General features: G+C 70.7%; 17 protein-coding genes. 4 read left to right on the forward strand and 13 right to left on the reverse strand.

Translation table 11 applies throughout. The annotated features are described in order from the left end of the window. Positions 1–13: 13 nt before the first annotated feature. Positions 14–1063: a 1-aminocyclopropane-1-carboxylate deaminase gene (locus tag ABN611_RS36475; RefSeq protein WP_350276853.1), complete on the forward strand. Its 1050-nt coding sequence runs from the start codon at positions 14–16 to the stop codon at positions 1061–1063. On the opposite strand, the gene ABN611_RS36480 is transcribed toward ABN611_RS36475, so the two are convergent. From ABN611_RS36480 to hisI, 12 genes are all read right to left on the reverse strand, one after another. Then, on the reverse strand, positions 1024–1692 hold the full coding sequence (locus tag ABN611_RS36480; RefSeq protein ID WP_350276854.1) for a VIT1/CCC1 transporter family protein: 669 nt from the start codon (positions 1690–1692) through the stop codon (positions 1024–1026). The two genes, ABN611_RS36475 and ABN611_RS36480, sit on opposite strands and share 40 nt — an antisense overlap. Before the next feature lie 49 nt (positions 1693–1741). Then, entirely contained in the window at positions 1742–2767 is a 1026-nt protein-coding gene (gene lgt, locus ABN611_RS36485; RefSeq protein WP_350276855.1) for a prolipoprotein diacylglyceryl transferase, read from the reverse strand. A gap of 84 nt (positions 2768–2851) precedes the next feature. Beyond that, positions 2852–3559 carry a thioredoxin domain-containing protein gene (locus tag ABN611_RS36490; protein WP_350276856.1) on the reverse strand — a complete coding sequence of 236 codons (708 nt, stop codon included), beginning with the start codon at positions 3557–3559 and terminating at the stop codon, positions 2852–2854. After that, a complete protein-coding gene (locus ABN611_RS36495) occupies positions 3556–4050 on the reverse strand; it encodes a MauE/DoxX family redox-associated membrane protein (protein WP_350276857.1) in 495 nt (164 codons plus the stop codon). Before ABN611_RS36495 ends, ABN611_RS36490 begins: the two co-directional genes overlap by 4 nt. Continuing rightward, positions 4047–4715 (reverse strand): SCO family protein, encoded by a 669-nt coding sequence (locus ABN611_RS36500; protein WP_350276858.1) that lies wholly within the window; start codon positions 4713–4715, stop codon positions 4047–4049. The genes ABN611_RS36495 and ABN611_RS36500 overlap by 4 nt, the downstream gene beginning before the upstream one ends. A 7-nt stretch (positions 4716–4722) precedes the next feature. After that, on the reverse strand, positions 4723–5547 hold the full coding sequence (gene trpA / locus ABN611_RS36505) for a tryptophan synthase subunit alpha (RefSeq protein ID WP_350276859.1): 825 nt from the start codon (positions 5545–5547) through the stop codon (positions 4723–4725). Continuing rightward, entirely contained in the window at positions 5540–6751 is a 1212-nt protein-coding gene (gene trpB / locus ABN611_RS36510; protein ID WP_350276860.1) for a tryptophan synthase subunit beta, read from the reverse strand. Before trpB ends, trpA begins: the two co-directional genes overlap by 8 nt. An 80-nt stretch (positions 6752–6831) precedes the next feature. Further along, a complete protein-coding gene (trpC, locus tag ABN611_RS36515) occupies positions 6832–7638 on the reverse strand; it encodes an indole-3-glycerol phosphate synthase TrpC (protein ID WP_350276861.1) in 807 nt (268 codons plus the stop codon). Between the two features lie 14 nt (positions 7639–7652). Beyond that, the gene (locus ABN611_RS36520) at positions 7653–7907 is read right to left on the reverse strand and encodes an HGxxPAAW family protein (protein ID WP_350276862.1); all 255 of its coding nucleotides are present in this window, start codon (positions 7905–7907) and stop codon (positions 7653–7655) included. A 56-nt stretch (positions 7908–7963) separates the two neighbouring features. Beyond that, the gene (locus ABN611_RS36525; protein ID WP_350276863.1) at positions 7964–8494 is read right to left on the reverse strand and encodes a Trp biosynthesis-associated membrane protein; all 531 of its coding nucleotides are present in this window, start codon (positions 8492–8494) and stop codon (positions 7964–7966) included. After that, positions 8491–9981, reverse strand: coding sequence for an anthranilate synthase component I (locus ABN611_RS36530; protein WP_350276864.1), 1491 nt, complete (start codon positions 9979–9981; stop codon positions 8491–8493). Before ABN611_RS36530 ends, ABN611_RS36525 begins: the two co-directional genes overlap by 4 nt. Next, complete coding sequence (gene hisI, locus ABN611_RS36535) at positions 9978–10310, reverse strand: phosphoribosyl-AMP cyclohydrolase (RefSeq protein WP_350276865.1); 333 nt, start codon at positions 10308–10310, stop codon at positions 9978–9980. Before hisI ends, ABN611_RS36530 begins: the two co-directional genes overlap by 4 nt. 65 nt (positions 10311–10375) lie before the next feature. Between hisI and ABN611_RS36540 the strand changes: the two genes are divergently transcribed. Next, on the forward strand, positions 10376–11464 hold the full coding sequence (locus ABN611_RS36540) for a dipeptidase (RefSeq protein WP_350276866.1): 1089 nt from the start codon (positions 10376–10378) through the stop codon (positions 11462–11464). On the opposite strand, the gene ABN611_RS36545 is transcribed toward ABN611_RS36540, so the two are convergent. Beyond that, positions 11461–12315: a GNAT family N-acetyltransferase gene (locus tag ABN611_RS36545; protein WP_350276867.1), complete on the reverse strand. Its 855-nt coding sequence runs from the start codon at positions 12313–12315 to the stop codon at positions 11461–11463. The genes ABN611_RS36540 and ABN611_RS36545 overlap by 4 nt on opposite strands. A 188-nt stretch (positions 12316–12503) precedes the next feature. Here ABN611_RS36545 and ABN611_RS36550 point away from each other — a divergent pair, with 188 nt between their 5' ends. Next, positions 12504–13511, forward strand: coding sequence for a hypothetical protein (locus ABN611_RS36550; protein ID WP_350276868.1), 1008 nt, complete (start codon positions 12504–12506; stop codon positions 13509–13511). A 123-nt stretch (positions 13512–13634) separates the two neighbouring features. Further along, positions 13635–13955: a Fe-S cluster assembly protein HesB gene (locus tag ABN611_RS36555; protein WP_350276869.1), complete on the forward strand. Its 321-nt coding sequence runs from the start codon at positions 13635–13637 to the stop codon at positions 13953–13955. Positions 13956–13976: the final 21 nt, after the last annotated feature.

Below are 13976 nucleotides of genomic sequence, written 5' to 3' on the forward strand. Positions count from 1 at the left end.
CTGGAGGAATCCCATGGCGCTCAGTGATTTTCCGCGGTACCCGTTGCTGTTCGGCCCCAGTCCCGTGCACCCGCTGGAGCGGCTCTCGGCGTACCTCGGCGGCGCCCGGATCTGGGCGAAACGCGAGGACTGCAACTCGGGTCTCGCGTACGGCGGGAACAAGACGCGGAAGCTCGAGTACCTGATCCCGGACGCGCTCGCGCAGGGCGCCGACACGCTCGTGTCGATCGGCGGGTACCAGTCGAACCACACCCGCCAGGTCGCCGCGGTCGCGGCGAAGGTCGGGCTGAAGGCGGTGCTGGTCCAGGAGAACTGGGTGAACTGGCCGGACGCCCTCAACGACCGGGTCGGGAACATCCTGCTCAGCCGGATCATGGGCGCCGACGTGCGGCTGGACCCCTCCGGGTTCGGGATCGGGTTCAAGGACAGCTGGAAGCAGGCGCTCGCGGACGTCGAGGCCGGCGGCGGTACGCCGTACGCGATCCCGGCGGGCGCCTCGGACCATCGGCTCGGCGGGCTAGGGTTCGCGCAGTGGGCCTACGAGGTGGAGCAGCAGGAGCGGGAGCTCGGGGTCTTCTTCGACACGATCGTGGTCTGCTCGGTCACCGGGTCGACGCATGCCGGGATGATCGCCGGCTTCGCCGGGCAGGACCGGCCGCGGCGGGTGATCGGCATCGACGCGAGCGCGAAGCTGCAGGAGACCCGCGACCAGGTGGAGCGGATCGCGCGGGCGACGGCGGAGCTGATCGAGCTCGGGCGGGAGCTGCGCGACGACGAGATCACGGTGCTGGAGGGCTGGGCAGGCGACGAGTACGGCATCCCGGTGCAGTCCACGCTCGACGCGATCCGGCTCACCGGGCAGCTCGAGGGGATGATCATCGACCCGGTCTACGAGGGAAAGTCGATGGCCGGGCTGATCGACCTGATCCGCACCGGCGACATCCCGAAGGACTCCACCGTCCTGTACGCCCACCTCGGCGGCCAGCCCGCGCTCAACGCCTACAGCAGCCTGTTCACGCAGAGTCAGCCGATGCCGGGGCCGACGAGGGTGCCGACGAAGTAGGTGAGGGCGGCCGCGGCGGCGCCGAGGAGGAGTTGGCGGAGGCCGGAGTACCACCAGGACCGGCTGGTGACGCGGGAGACGACGGCTCCGCAGACGAAGAGCGCGGTCAGGGAGAGGATGAGCGACGGCAGGACGTTGCCGGCACCGAACAGGTACGGCGCCACCGGGACGAAGGCGCCGATCGCGAAGCAGATGAAGGACGACGCGGCCGCGATCACCGGGTTCGGGAGGTCGGTGGGGTCGATGCCGAGCTCCTCGCGGACGTGTTCCTCGAGGGCCTGGTCCGGGTCGGAGTGGAACTGCTTGGCGACCTTGCTGGCGAGGTCCGGGTCGAGGCCCTTCGCGCGGTAGGTCTCGGCGAGCTCGATCTCCTCGTCGATCGGGTGCCGCTTGATCTCGGTGCGCTCGACCTCGATCTCGGCTCGGGCGAGCTCGCGTTGCGAGGCGACGGAGGTGTACTCCCCCGCCGCCATCGAGAACGCACCCGCGGCCAGGCCCGCGAGGCCGGCGAGCACGATGAACTTCGAGCCGGAGCTGGTGCCGCCGTCCATGCCGGCGATCAGGGCGAAGTTCGACACCAGCCCGTCCATCGCCCCGAACACCGCCGGCCGCAGCCAGCCGCCGTTCACATCACGGTGCGTGTGATCCCCGTGATGCTCAGCCGAAACCCCCGGCGTCTCAGTCACGAGCCCCGTCGGCCGGTTCTGGGCCGTTGGATCCGTTGGGGCTGCCGGCCTCCACCTTCTCGGTGTCCCCCGAAGCCTCCTGGCCTTCCGGCTTGTCGTCCTCGACCTTCTCCGACACCTCGGCCTCGGACGTGTCGGCCTTCTCGGGCTCGGTCGGCGTACCGGCCGCCGGGCCGGTGGTGATGTCTTCCTGGCCTGGGTGGCGTTTGGCGCTGATGACGTAGGCGATGACGGCCAGGGCGAACAGGATCAGGGAGGTCCAGACGTTCAGGCGGAGGCCTAGGAAGTGGTTCGCGGTGTCGATGCGGAGGTTTTCGATCCAGGCTCGGCCGGCGGTGTACGCCGCGACGTACAGGAAGAACGCGCGGCCGTGGCCGAACTTGAAGCGGCGGTCGAGGATCAGGATCAGCGCCATCACGCCGAGGTTCCACAGCGCCTCGTACAGGAACGTCGGGTGGAACGTCGCGAAGTCCTGGTACCCGGCCGGGCGGTTGTTGAAAGCGATCTCCAGGCCCCACGGCTGGGTTGTCGGCTTACCGAACAGTTCCTGGTTGAAGTAGTTGCCGAACCGGCCGAACACCTGCGCCAGCGCGATCCCGGGCGCCATCGCGTCCGCGACCGCAAGGAACGGCACCTTCGCCCGCCGGCACGCGATCCACGCCCCGAGCGCGCCGAAGCCGACCGCGCCCCAGATGCCCAGCCCGCCGTGCCAGATCTTCAGCGCGTCGATCGGACTGCCGGGTCCCGGGCCGAAGTACTGCTCAGCGTCGGTGATGACGTGGTAGATCCGGGCCCCGACGAGCCCGAACGGGATCGCCCAGAACATGATGTCGGCGAGCACCGGCGCCGAACCGCCGCGCGCCACCCAGCGCCGGCGGCCGAGCCAGTACCCGACGAAGATGCCGGCCAGGATGCACAGCGCGTACGCGCGGACCGGGACCGGACCGAGATGCCAGACGCCCTGGCTCGGGCTGGGGATGGAGGCCGGAATCAACACGGCGGCAGTCAGACTAGACATGGCAAGTGGGAACGCTACTCGACCCGCCTGACCACGGCCAGAAACCCACGGTCACGATGGGGCCTCAGAGTCCCGATCGTCCTCTCAGCTCGCGATCGCGTCGACGGCCTTCTGCAGCCCCTCGGCGGTCAACTGGTCCGACGGCAACTGCTTGCCGTCGACGAACACGGTCGGTGTCCCCGTCACGCCGCGCTCGTCGGCCGCCTTGCCGACGGACTCCAGCCAGCTCGCGTACTCGTTGTTCTGCACGGCCTGTTGGAACTTCCCGTCGCCGATCCCGAGCTGCTTGCCGAGCTCGATCAGCTGGTCGGTCGTCCATGACTTCGAGAAGTCGCCGTACAGCTCGCCGACGAAGCCGACCGCCTTGCCGTTCGCGGCCGCCGCGGCGAACGCGTTCGCGAGCCGCGGCGAGGCGCCCGGGTTCACGAACTGCATCGGCCAGTAGGTGAGCGTCGCCGCACCGTCCTCGACGAGCTTGTCGACGGTCGCGCCGGTCGTCTCCTCGAACTCCGCGCAGTGCGGGCAGCGGAAGTCGAGGTACACGTCGATGTTCACCTTCGCGCCGGCCTTGCCGACCGTGACGCCCTTGCCGGCCGTACCGGGGCCGGTGATCACCGTGGGCTCCGGGCGGCCGGTCGAGCTCACCTCGACCTTGGAGTGGCCGCGGTAGTACTGCACGCCGACACCGGCGCCGAGCGCCAGCACCAGGACGATCACCACGATGATCCCGGGTGAGATCCGACGCTTCTGCTGCTGCAGCAGCGGATTCACGGGGGGCTTGGTCTTGCTCACGACGCGGTGACTCCTCGCGGTTCTGGGTCCGGCTCCGGGTCCGGTTCCGATACGACGGCGAACTTACTGACCGGGCGCAACCACAGCCAGCCGGCCAGCGCCAGCAAGCCGATGTCCCGCAGGATCTCCTGCAGGTACTTCGTCTGCCCCGGGGCGACCTGACCGCCGCCGCCGAAGCAGCCGCAGTCGATCGACAGGCCGCGGGCCCAGGCGGAAGCCACCGCGACGATGAACACGACCATGAAAACACCGGCCGCGACGGCCGCGGCGCGGACACCGAAGCCGATGATCAACAGCAACCCGATCGCGATCTCCAGGAACGGCATCCCCCAGCCGACCGGCTCGACCAGCGTCGCCGGCAGCAGCTCGTACGCGCGGACCGCCTGGGCGGCGGTCTCCGGATCGGTGACCTTCAACGCCCCGGCCACCAGCATCACGCCGCCGAGAACGAGCCGCGCGACCAGCGAGATCCACGGGAACCATGCCCTCACCGGTTGACCTCCACCAGCTTCCCGAAGTCGTGCGCGAGGTCGCCGATGGCGGCGTTCGACAACCAGAGCACGTTCGCCTTGTCGTTCTTACCGAACCCGATCACCTGCGCTCCGTGACCGACCTCGTACCCGCCGGAAGGCAGCTTCTGCATCCCCTCCACCGGTACGCCGACCGCCTTGGCGACGTCCTTGATCGACGTCAGCGACCCGGTCAGCCCGACGAACGCGGGGTCGAACCGGTCCAGGTACTTGCGGATCACCGGCCCGGTGTCGCGCGCCGGGTCGGTGGTGATGAACAGCACCTGGATCTGGTCCTGCACCTGCTCGTCGAGCTTGGTGAGCGCGGACGCGACGTCGGCCATCACGGTCGGGCAGACGTCCGGGCAGTTGGTGTAGCCGAAGAACACCAGCGTGACCGGCTTCTTGGTCGAGGTGACCAGGTTGAACGGGTTCCCGCCGGTGTCGGTCAGGGTGGTGGCCGGCATCGCGTACGGCCGGTCGAGCGTCGCGCCGCGCAGCCCGTTGGGGTCCTGGCTGCTGCGGATGATCGCTCCGCCCGGGTTGTCCGGCTTCTCGTCCTTGCCACTGCAGCCCGCGAGGGCGATCAGAGCCACCGCCGCCAACAGCAGGACGGCGGCCGAGCGACACGCTCCAGTTCGACTCACGGCGGTACTAACGATCGACGGACGGGCGGGGTTCCCGGCGGACGCCTTCGGACAGGGATTCGGCGAGCGCGCGGACGCCGGCCGGGCCGCCGTCCTCGAGCGCCTTCACCAGTGCCGCGCCGACGATCGCCGCGTCCGCGAACGCGGCGACCCCGGCCGCCTGGTCCGCGTTCGAGATCCCGAGGCCGACGCCGACCGGGATACTCGTTGCCGCCTTCACCCGGGCGACCAGCGGCGCGGCCAGGTCCGACGGCTTGTCCCGCGCCCCCGTGACGCCCATCACGGCGGTCGCGTAGACGAACCCGCGGCAGGCGGCCGTGGTCATCGCGATCCGCTCGTCGGTCGACGACGGCGAGACCAGGAACACCTTGTCCAGCTCGTTCTTGTCCGCGGCCGCGATCCACTCCGCGCCCTCGTCCGGGATCAGGTCGGGCGTGATCAGCCCGGCGCCCCCGGCGGCGGCGAAGTCCGCCGCGAACCGGTCCACGCCGTACCGCTCGACCGGGTTCCAGTACGTCATCACGAGCACCGGTACGTCGGAGTACGCCGCGACCTTCTCGACCGTGCTGAGCACGTCGCGGGTCCGGACGCCGCCGGCCAGCGCGGCCGCGGCGGCCCGCTGGATCGTCACGCCGTCCATCACCGGATCGCTGTACGGCAGGCCGATCTCGAGCACGTCGCAACCGCCGTCGACGAGCGCCTTGATCGCGTCGACACCGCCGTCGTACGACGGGAAACCGGCCGGCAGGTACCCGACCAGGGCACCGCGGCCCTCGGCGTTCGCCTTCCGGATCGCGGCCCCGGCCTTGCCCAGGGCAACGAGTTCACTCACCGTGGGCCTCCTTCCCCGCCAGGCCGAACCAGGTCGCGGCCGTGTCCATGTCCTTGTCGCCGCGGCCGGACAGGTTCACCAGGATGGTTGCCTCCGGCCCCAGTTCCTTCGCGATGTCGAGCGCGCCGGCGACCGCGTGCGCGGACTCGATCGCCGGGATGATGCCCTCGGTCCGGGACAGCAGCCGGAACGCCTCCATCGCCTCGGCGTCGGTGATCGGCCGGTACGACGCCCGCCCGGTCTCCGCGAGCCACGCGTGCTCGGGTCCGACGCCGGGGTAGTCCAGGCCCGCGGAGATCGAGTGCGACTCGATCGTCTGGCCGTCCTCGTCCTGCAGCAGGAACGACCGCGCGCCGTGCAGTACGCCGACCTGGCCGGCGGTGATCGTCGCCGCGTGCCGACCGGTCTCGAAGCCGTCGCCGCCCGGCTCGATGCCGTAGAGCTTCACGTCCTCGTCCGGAATGAACGCGGTGAACAGGCCGATCGCGTTCGAGCCGCCGCCGACCGAGGCGACCGCCGCGTCCGGAAGCTTGCCGGTCAGCTCCAGCGTCTGCTCGCGCGCCTCGTCGCCGATGCCGCGGACGAAGTCGCGGACCATCGCCGGGAACGGGTGCGAACCGGCCGCCGTACCGAGGATGTAGTGGGTCTTGTCGACGCTGGCGACCCAGTCGCGGAGCGCGTCGTTGATCGCGTCCTTCAGCGTCCGGCTGCCGGTCTTGACCGCGATCACCTCGGCGCCGAGCAGCCGCATCCGGGCCACGTTCAGCGCCTGGCGCTCGGTGTCGACCTCGCCCATGTAGACCACGCACTCGAGGCCGAGGTAGGCGCACGCGGTCGCGGTCGCGACGCCGTGCTGGCCGGCGCCGGTCTCGGCGATCACCCGCGGCTTGCCCATCCGCTTGGTCAGCAGCGCCTGGCCGATGGCGTTGCGGATCTTGTGCGCGCCGGTGTGGTTCAGGTCCTCGCGCTTCAGCAGGATCCGCGCGCCGGCCACGTCCGACAGCCGGGTCGCGTCGTACAGCAGGCTCGGGGCGCCGATGTACTCGCGCAGCATCCGCTCGAACTCACCGGTGAACTCCGGGTCGGCCATGGCGTCGCGCCAGGCCTGGGTGAGCTCGTCGAGCGGCGCGATCAGCGCCTCCGGCATGAACCTGCCGCCGAAACGGCCGAAGTGCCCGAGCTGGTCGGGCAGCACAGTACTCATCCGAACAAAACCTTCCAAGCCCGGCCCTGACAGCACGGGAGAGTTTCCTTCCCGGTGCCGTTTGGACCGGCCCGGATGTACTAGTGCCGCTGCTGGATGGCGGGGTGCGATCCTGCGGCGACGAGGTCGGCGACCGAGGCGCGGGGATCGCGGCCGGTCACCAGGGTTTCACCGACGAGGACGACATCGGCCCCGGCGCGCGCGAACTCGATTACATCATGCGGGCCGCGGACCCCGGACTCGGCCACCCGGACGAGCTCGGTCGGGATCGTCGGCGCGACCCGGGCGAAGGTGTCCCGGTCGACCTCGAGGGTCTTCAGGTTCCGGTTGTTCACGCCGATGAGCTGGGCGCCGGCGTCCACCGCACGCCGGGTCTCCTCCTCGTCGTGCACCTCGACCAGCGGGCACAGCCCGATCGACTGGGCGCGCTCGATCAGCGAGACCAGCGCCTCCTGCTCCAGCGCGGCGACGATCAGCAGCACCATGTCGGCCCCGGCCGCCCGCGCCTCCCAGAGCTGGTACGACGAGACGATGAAGTCCTTGCGCAGCACCGGCACGTCGACCCGGCCGCGGACCGCGCGCAGGTCGTCCAGGCTGCCGTTGAACCGGCGCTCCTCGGTCAGCACCGAGATGGCCGCGGCGCCGCCCTGCTCGTACTCCCCGGCGAGCGCCGCCGGGTCGGTGATCTCGGCCAGCTCGCCCTTGGACGGGCTGGAGCGCTTCACCTCGGCGATCACCGCGATCCCGTCGCCGCGGAACACCGGCATCGGGTCCTTGGCGTCGGGCTTGCGCTGGGCCTCCAGCTTCAGGTCGTCCAGGCTGACCCGCGCCTGGCGCTCCGCGAGGTCCTCCCGGACCCCGGCGAGGATGTCGTCAAGCACAGTCATGTCCGTCCGCCCCTTCAGTGATGGCCGTCGGTGGGGACCCCGAAGCCCAGCAGCTGCAGCACCTTGCCGGCCAGGGCTCCGAGCACCGCGATGCCGACCGAGATCCAGAACAGCACCCAGTTCGGACCGAGCACCATCGCGATGGCGCCGATCGTGAACGCGATCAGCACGATCGCCACCGCGGTCCACGCCGCCGGGCTGTTGCCGTGCAGGTCGTGGGGAACTTCCTCAGTCGCCCGTGCCGCTTGATCGGCGGTCGTATTCTCCATGATTGGCGCCACTCCTCCTTGGTGTCCCGTCCTATTGTGGCGGTAGCCCGCCGCGATCAGAGAGTCGGGTCCTCCCCCGCGTCGATCGCCTTCCACTGATCCGCGGGCGTGGCGCCCGGATCACGCTCGTAACGCTGGGTCGCGCGCCGCCAGCGATGCGCTGTCAGCACGGTCAGCAGCCCGGCTCCGGCCAGCGCGATCCCGCCCGCCAGGGCGAACCACGGCGCCGGGCCGCCGGCCTGCGTCACCTGGTCCGCCAGTACGTCGCTCAGCTCCGGCCGCAACCGGCTCAGTTCCGGGCCATCGGGGCGGACGCTCAACGAGACGACGATCGCAGCCACACCGAGCAGCACCACCAGACCGCCCAGAACTCTCCGCAGGAACGTGCCGGCGAGCTTGGTCACGACGACCGCCACCACCCCGGCCAGCGCGAGCGTCACCGGCGCCTTGGTGATCGTGTAGCCGCTGAGCTCGACGACGGGCCGCCCGTTCCCCGGGTCGGCCGAGACCCAGGTCAGGTACGCCGACAGCCCGAGCAGGGCCAGCGCCGCCAGGGCGAGGACGTCGACCAGTCGCTGCGATCTCATACGTCGCTGAACGTTCCCGCGACGGCGATCGCGTTCAGCACCGCGGCCGCCTTCGTCCGGCACTCGGCGTCCTCGGCGGCCGGGTCGGAGTCCGCGACGATGCCGGCGCCGGCCTGGACGTACGCCGTCCCGCCGCGCAGCACCGCGGTGCGGATCGCGATCGCGGTGTCCGCGTCCCCGGCGAAGTCCAGGTAGCCGACCACCCCGCCGTACACGCCGCGCCGGGTGACCTCGAGCTTGTCGATGATCTCCATCGCGCGCGGCTTCGGCGCCCCGGACAGCGTGCCCGCCGGGAACGCGGCGGTGAGCGCGTCGAAGGCGGTCATCCCGGCCTTGAGCTGCCCGGTGACCGTCGACTCCAGGTGCATGACGTGGCTGTAGCGCCGGACGTCCATGAAGTCGACGACCTCGACGGTGCCGGGCGCGCAGACCTTGCCGACGTCGTTGCGGCCGAGGTCGACGAGCATCAGGTGCTCGGCGCGCTCCTTCACGTCCGCGCGCAGCTCCTCCTCCAGCGCGTGGTCCTCCTCCGGCGTCGCGCCGCGGCGGCGGGTGCCGGCGATCGGGTGCAGGATCACCTTGTGGTCGGTGACCTTGACCAGCGCCTCCGGGCTGGAGCCGACGATGTCGAAGCCGTCCAGGCGGACCAGGTACATGTACGGGCTCGGGTTGGACCGGCGCAGCACCCGGTAGATGTCCAGCGCGGACGCCGCGGTCTGCAGCTCGAACCGCTGCGAGACGACGATCTGGAACGCCTCGCCCGCGCGGATCTCCTCCTTGGCGTGCTCCACGGCCTCCCGGTACTCGGCGCTGGAGCGCTGCCGCTGCGGCTCCGGCCGGGCCTGCCGGTCGGCGCGGACGACGTACGACGGGGTGGGCCGCGCGAGGTCGCGCTCCATCGCGTCGAGCCGCCGGACCGCGTCGGCGTACGCCTCGTCGACGCGCTCGTCGGAGTCGTCCCAGTTGACCGCGTTCGCGATCAGCCAGATCTCGCCGGTCTCGTGGTCCAGCGCGGCCAGGTCGGTCGCGAACAGGAACGTCAGCTCGGGCAGGCCGAGGTCGTCGGTCGTTGTGTCCGGCAACCGCTCCAGCCGGCGCACCGCGTCGTACCCGAGGAAGCCGACCATGCCGCCGGTCAGCGGCGGCAGGTCCGGCAGCCGCGGGGTGTGCAGGATCTCCAGCGTCTCGCGGAGCGCCTTCAGCGGGTCGCCGGTCTGCGGCAGGCCGACCGGCGGGTTGCCGGTCCAGACGGCCTCGCCGTCGCGCTCGGTCAGCGTCGCGGCGGAGCGGACGCCGATGAACGAATACCGCGACCAGACGCCGCCGTTCTCCGCGGATTCCAGCAGGAACGTGCCCTCGCGCTCGGCCGCGAGCTTGCCGTAGACACCGATCGGCGTCTCCGCGTCGCCGAGCAGCCGCCGCGTCACCGGGATCACCCGGCGGTCCTTCGCGTACTCCCGGAAGGTCTCCAGGTCCGGCGCGGTCACGCTGCCTTCACCTCGATCTCGCCGTGCTCGAAGCAGCTCCGGGTGCCGGTGTGGCAGGCCGGGCCTTCCTGGTCGACGAGCACCAGCAGGGTGTCCGCGTCGCAGTCGACGAGGATCTGCTTGACGTGCTGACGATGGCCGCTGGTCTCGCCCTTCACCCAGTACTGCTGCCGGCTGCGCGACCAGAACGTGCTCCGCCCGGTCTCCGCGGTACGGCGCACCGCCTCGGCGTCCATCCAGCCCACCATCAGGACCTCGCGCGTGTCGTACTGCTGCACCACCGCCGGGATCAGCCCGGCCGCGTCGAAGGTCAACTCGTCGATATCCACCAGCCCATTGTCCCCGATCCGGGGGTGGCTGCTGACCACGGTCCCGAACTGCGAGGATGGCCGCTATGACGCTGACCGATTACCGGGTGATCGACGGGCACAACGACCTGCCGATCGCTTTCCACGAACTGTGCGGCTACGACCTGGACGCACACGACCTGAGCGGCTCGGTGCCGTCGCTGAACACCGACCTCCCCCGGCTGCGGCGCGGTCAGGTGGGCGGGCAGTTCTGGTCCTTGTGGGTGCCGCAGGACGAGCACGCGGTACGGCGTACGTTCGAGCAGCTCGACTTCGTCCGGCGCCTGGTCGAGCGCTTCCCCGCGGACCTGGAGCTCACCGACACCGCGGACGAGGTCGAGGCGGCGATCAAGGCCGGCAAGGTCGCGTCGCTGATGGGCATGGAGGGCGGCCACTCGATCGGTGAGTCGCTCGGCGTGCTGCGGGTGATGCGCGCGCTCGGCGTGCGGTACATGACCCTGACCCACAACAACAACGTGTCCTGGGCGGACTCGGCGACCGACGAGCCGGTGCTCGGCGGGCTGAACGACTTCGGCGAGGAGGTCGTCCGGGAGATGAACCGGATCGGCATGCTCGTCGACCTCTCGCACGTCTCCGCGGACACCATGCGGCACGCGCTGCGCGTCACCAGCGCACCGGTGATCTTCAGTCACTCCTCGGCCCGCGCGGTCTGCGACGTACCGCGGAACGCGCCCGACGACGTGCTCGAGACGCTCGCCGCCAACGACGGCGTCTGCATGGTCACGTTCGTGCCGTACTTCACCTCGCAGGCGTACGTCGACTGGGTCGCCGGCGCGCGCGCCGCGGCCGAGGACCAGGGCCTGAACCCGCTCAAGCCCGAGCACCAGGCGAAGCTGGCCGAGATCTACGGGCAGCCCAAGCCCGAGACGACGCTGGCCGACGTGGTCGCGCACGTCGAGCACGTCCGCGAGGTGGCCGGCATCGACCACATCGGGCTGGGCGGCGACTACGACGGGTGCCCGGAGTTCCCGGTGGAGCTGCCGGACGTGGCGTCGTACCCGGTGCTGTTCGAGGCGCTGGCCGACCGCGGCTGGAGCACCGAGGAACTCGGCAAGCTTGCCAGTGGCAACATCCTGCGCGTACTCCGGGCCGCGGACGACGTCGCTTCCGCCTAGGCGTCTCGGTACTGGGCGCGGATCTCGTCGAGCGCCTGCATTCCGGCTGCCTGGTACGTCGCCACCGCGCCGACGTTGGTGGCCGGCGTACAGGTGTAGATGCTCGACGAGCCCAGCTCCTGAAGGGCCCGCGCGCACGCCAGGACCATCGCCGTGCCGTACCCGCGGCCGCGGTGCAACCGGTGGACGCCCAGCGGCTCGATGTAGCCCGGGCGTCCGTCGCCGGCCGACCACACGGTCGCCGCGGCGACGGACTCGCCGAGCTTGTTGCGGAGCACGAGGCAGCGCGCGTCGGCGTACGGCAGGCCGTCGGACATCGCGAACCAGCGCTCGTCGGTGAACGTCGACCCGTCGAACGAGGCCCGCTGGACGGAGGTGCGCTCGTGCGCCTCCTCGGCACCGATGACGTCGACCCGCATGCCCGGGTCCGGGACGGGTTCACTCAGGTCGCGGCGGAGCGGGATCCAGGGCGCGTCCGCGTTCCAGCCGTCCTTGAACAGCAGCTCCTGGACCAGGGCGCCCATCGGCGTCTCGACGTACACCTTGCCGTCGACCAGGATGCTGGACACGTCCTCGACGATCCGCTGCGCGAGTTCCTCGTCACGCTGGGCGTCCGGGAGGATCGCCGTCCGCAGCCAGTCCGGCTCGTCGAGCAGGCCGATCGCGACGATCTGCCCCTCACGCCGCCAGACCCGCGTCGCCGCCGCCGTCCTGTCCTCCCCGAACCGCCAGAACCAGCCGAGGTCCCCCGGGTGCAACTGCAGCGGCACGTCCTCCCGCTGCCAGTCCCGCAGCGTCGCCACCACGTCACCCAGCTCACCGATCCCCGGCGTACTCAACTCGATCGCCATACCCCGATCACACACCATCACCACTCCGCATCCCACATTGAGCCCCCACCAACCACTCATCCGCGTCCTTGGGCACCCGCCAACCAACTTGCGCCGAGGATTTTGGTTGGTCGGTGCTCAAAGAGGTTGTCCACAGCTGCGGAGGTTCGAGGGTGCGGGAGTGCGGGGTGGGGAGCGAGGGTGGTGGGATGGATCGGCTTGGGTACGGCGTGCGCGAACGGCTGCTCGTGCTCGCGCGAATTCCGCGGCGGCGGGCGGCGCTGCAGGATCTCGGACTGGGGGACGCCGATCTCCGGCGGCTCGTCCGGCGCGGGGTCCTGCAGCACCACCACGGCCACTACGTCGACGGACGTCTCGACGCGGACCTCGCGACGATCGCCTGTGCCCACGCGGCGTACCCGGGATCGGTGGTGAGCCATTTCAGTGCGGCCCGGCTGTTAGGTCTCCCGACGTGGACCGACCGAGGTCGTCCTGCCGCCCCGCCTGTCGATGCGGCCTGGCTGACGCGGCCGCCCGAAGCCCAGCGCAACCAGCGGCGCGCGAACATCGTCGTACGACGTGCCGGCCTGCCGCCGGCTGACCTGTCGCATGAGCCATGGCTGCCAGTCACAGATGTGGCCCGCACGGTGCTCGACCTCGCCCGCGAGCTGCCGCTGCACGAGTCCGTGGTCACCGTCGACGCGGCGTTGCGCAGCGGTACGACGCTCGCAGCTCTCAGCGCGGTGGCTGACCGCCAGCACCATTGGCCCGGCATCCGGCGGGCACTGGCGGCCGTCGCGTTCGGTGACCCGTCGGCGGAGTCCGCCCTGGAGTCGATCGCCCGGGTCAGATTCGCGGCGGCCGGGTTGCCCGCGCCCGTCCTGCAGGTGCAGTTCTTCGACGGGTTCCGCTGGATGATCGAGCGGGTCGACTTCTGGTGGCCTCAGTTCCGAACGATCGGGGAAGCGGACGGGCTCGCGAAGTACGAGGCGAGCACCGCCGAGGAGCGTCGGCGTCTGCTGCGCAGCAGCCACCGTCGTGACCAGCGACTCAGTGACCGCGGCGTCGAACTCGTTCACTTCGGATGGGAGGACGTCGTCGATCCGAGATCCGATCTGACCGATCGCCTCCGGTCCGCCTTCACGCGCGGCGCAGCACGCCGCACCGACCCACCCGCATGGCGTACCGCTCCGCCGCCGACCGCCCGCGCCGCGTGACCTTGGGCACGGACCAACCATTTCCGGGGCGGTCGGGTGGTTGGTGGGTGCCCAAGGTGTGTTTGTGATTCCGGCGGTCGGGCACGGGGCGGGGGCTAGTGACAATCGACGGATGGAGTTGCTGTGCTGACCCTGACTGAGAACGCGACGCTGGTGATCAAGAGCATCACCGGGGTCGAGGGCGCGCCGGCGGGCGCCGGGGTGCGGATCTCGCAGGAGAACCCGGCGGATCCGGCACTCGCGGTGACCACGACCGAGGCACCGCAACCGGGTGACCAGGTGGTGGAGGAGGCCGGTGCGCGGGTCTTCCTCGAGGAGAACGCCGCCAACGCTCTCGACGACAAGATCCTCGACGCGGCAGTCGACGACAAGGGCGGTGTCGAGTTCCTCCTGGTCCCGCAGCCGGGCCAGGGCCGCGAGAACGGCGCCGCCCCGACCCCCTGACGAGGCGAACCGTGCCGCCGG

This window comes from Kribbella sp. HUAS MG21, assembly GCF_040254265.1.
Classification (GTDB): Bacteria; Actinomycetota; Actinomycetes; order Propionibacteriales; family Kribbellaceae; genus Kribbella.

What these genes read in the sequence shown, in the direction of transcription:
- ABN611_RS36475 (WP_350276853.1), top strand. Translation starts at nt 14, where the DNA reads ATGGCGCTCAGTGATTTTCCGCGGTACCCGTTGCTGTTCGGCCCCAGT.
- lgt (WP_350276855.1), bottom strand. Translation starts at nt 2,767, where the DNA reads ATGTCTAGTCTGACTGCCGCCGTGTTGATTCCGGCCTCCATCCCCAGC.
- trpB (WP_350276860.1), bottom strand. Translation starts at nt 6,751, where the DNA reads ATGAGTACTGTGCTGCCCGACCAGCTCGGGCACTTCGGCCGTTTCGGC.
- trpC (WP_350276861.1), bottom strand. Translation starts at nt 7,638, where the DNA reads ATGACTGTGCTTGACGACATCCTCGCCGGGGTCCGGGAGGACCTCGCG.
- ABN611_RS36520 (WP_350276862.1), bottom strand. Translation starts at nt 7,907, where the DNA reads ATGGAGAATACGACCGCCGATCAAGCGGCACGGGCGACTGAGGAAGTT.
- ABN611_RS36525 (WP_350276863.1), bottom strand. Translation starts at nt 8,494, where the DNA reads ATGAGATCGCAGCGACTGGTCGACGTCCTCGCCCTGGCGGCGCTGGCC.
- ABN611_RS36540 (WP_350276866.1), top strand. Translation starts at nt 10,376, where the DNA reads ATGACGCTGACCGATTACCGGGTGATCGACGGGCACAACGACCTGCCG.
- ABN611_RS36545 (WP_350276867.1), bottom strand. Translation starts at nt 12,315, where the DNA reads ATGGCGATCGAGTTGAGTACGCCGGGGATCGGTGAGCTGGGTGACGTG.
- ABN611_RS36550 (WP_350276868.1), top strand. Translation starts at nt 12,504, where the DNA reads ATGGATCGGCTTGGGTACGGCGTGCGCGAACGGCTGCTCGTGCTCGCG.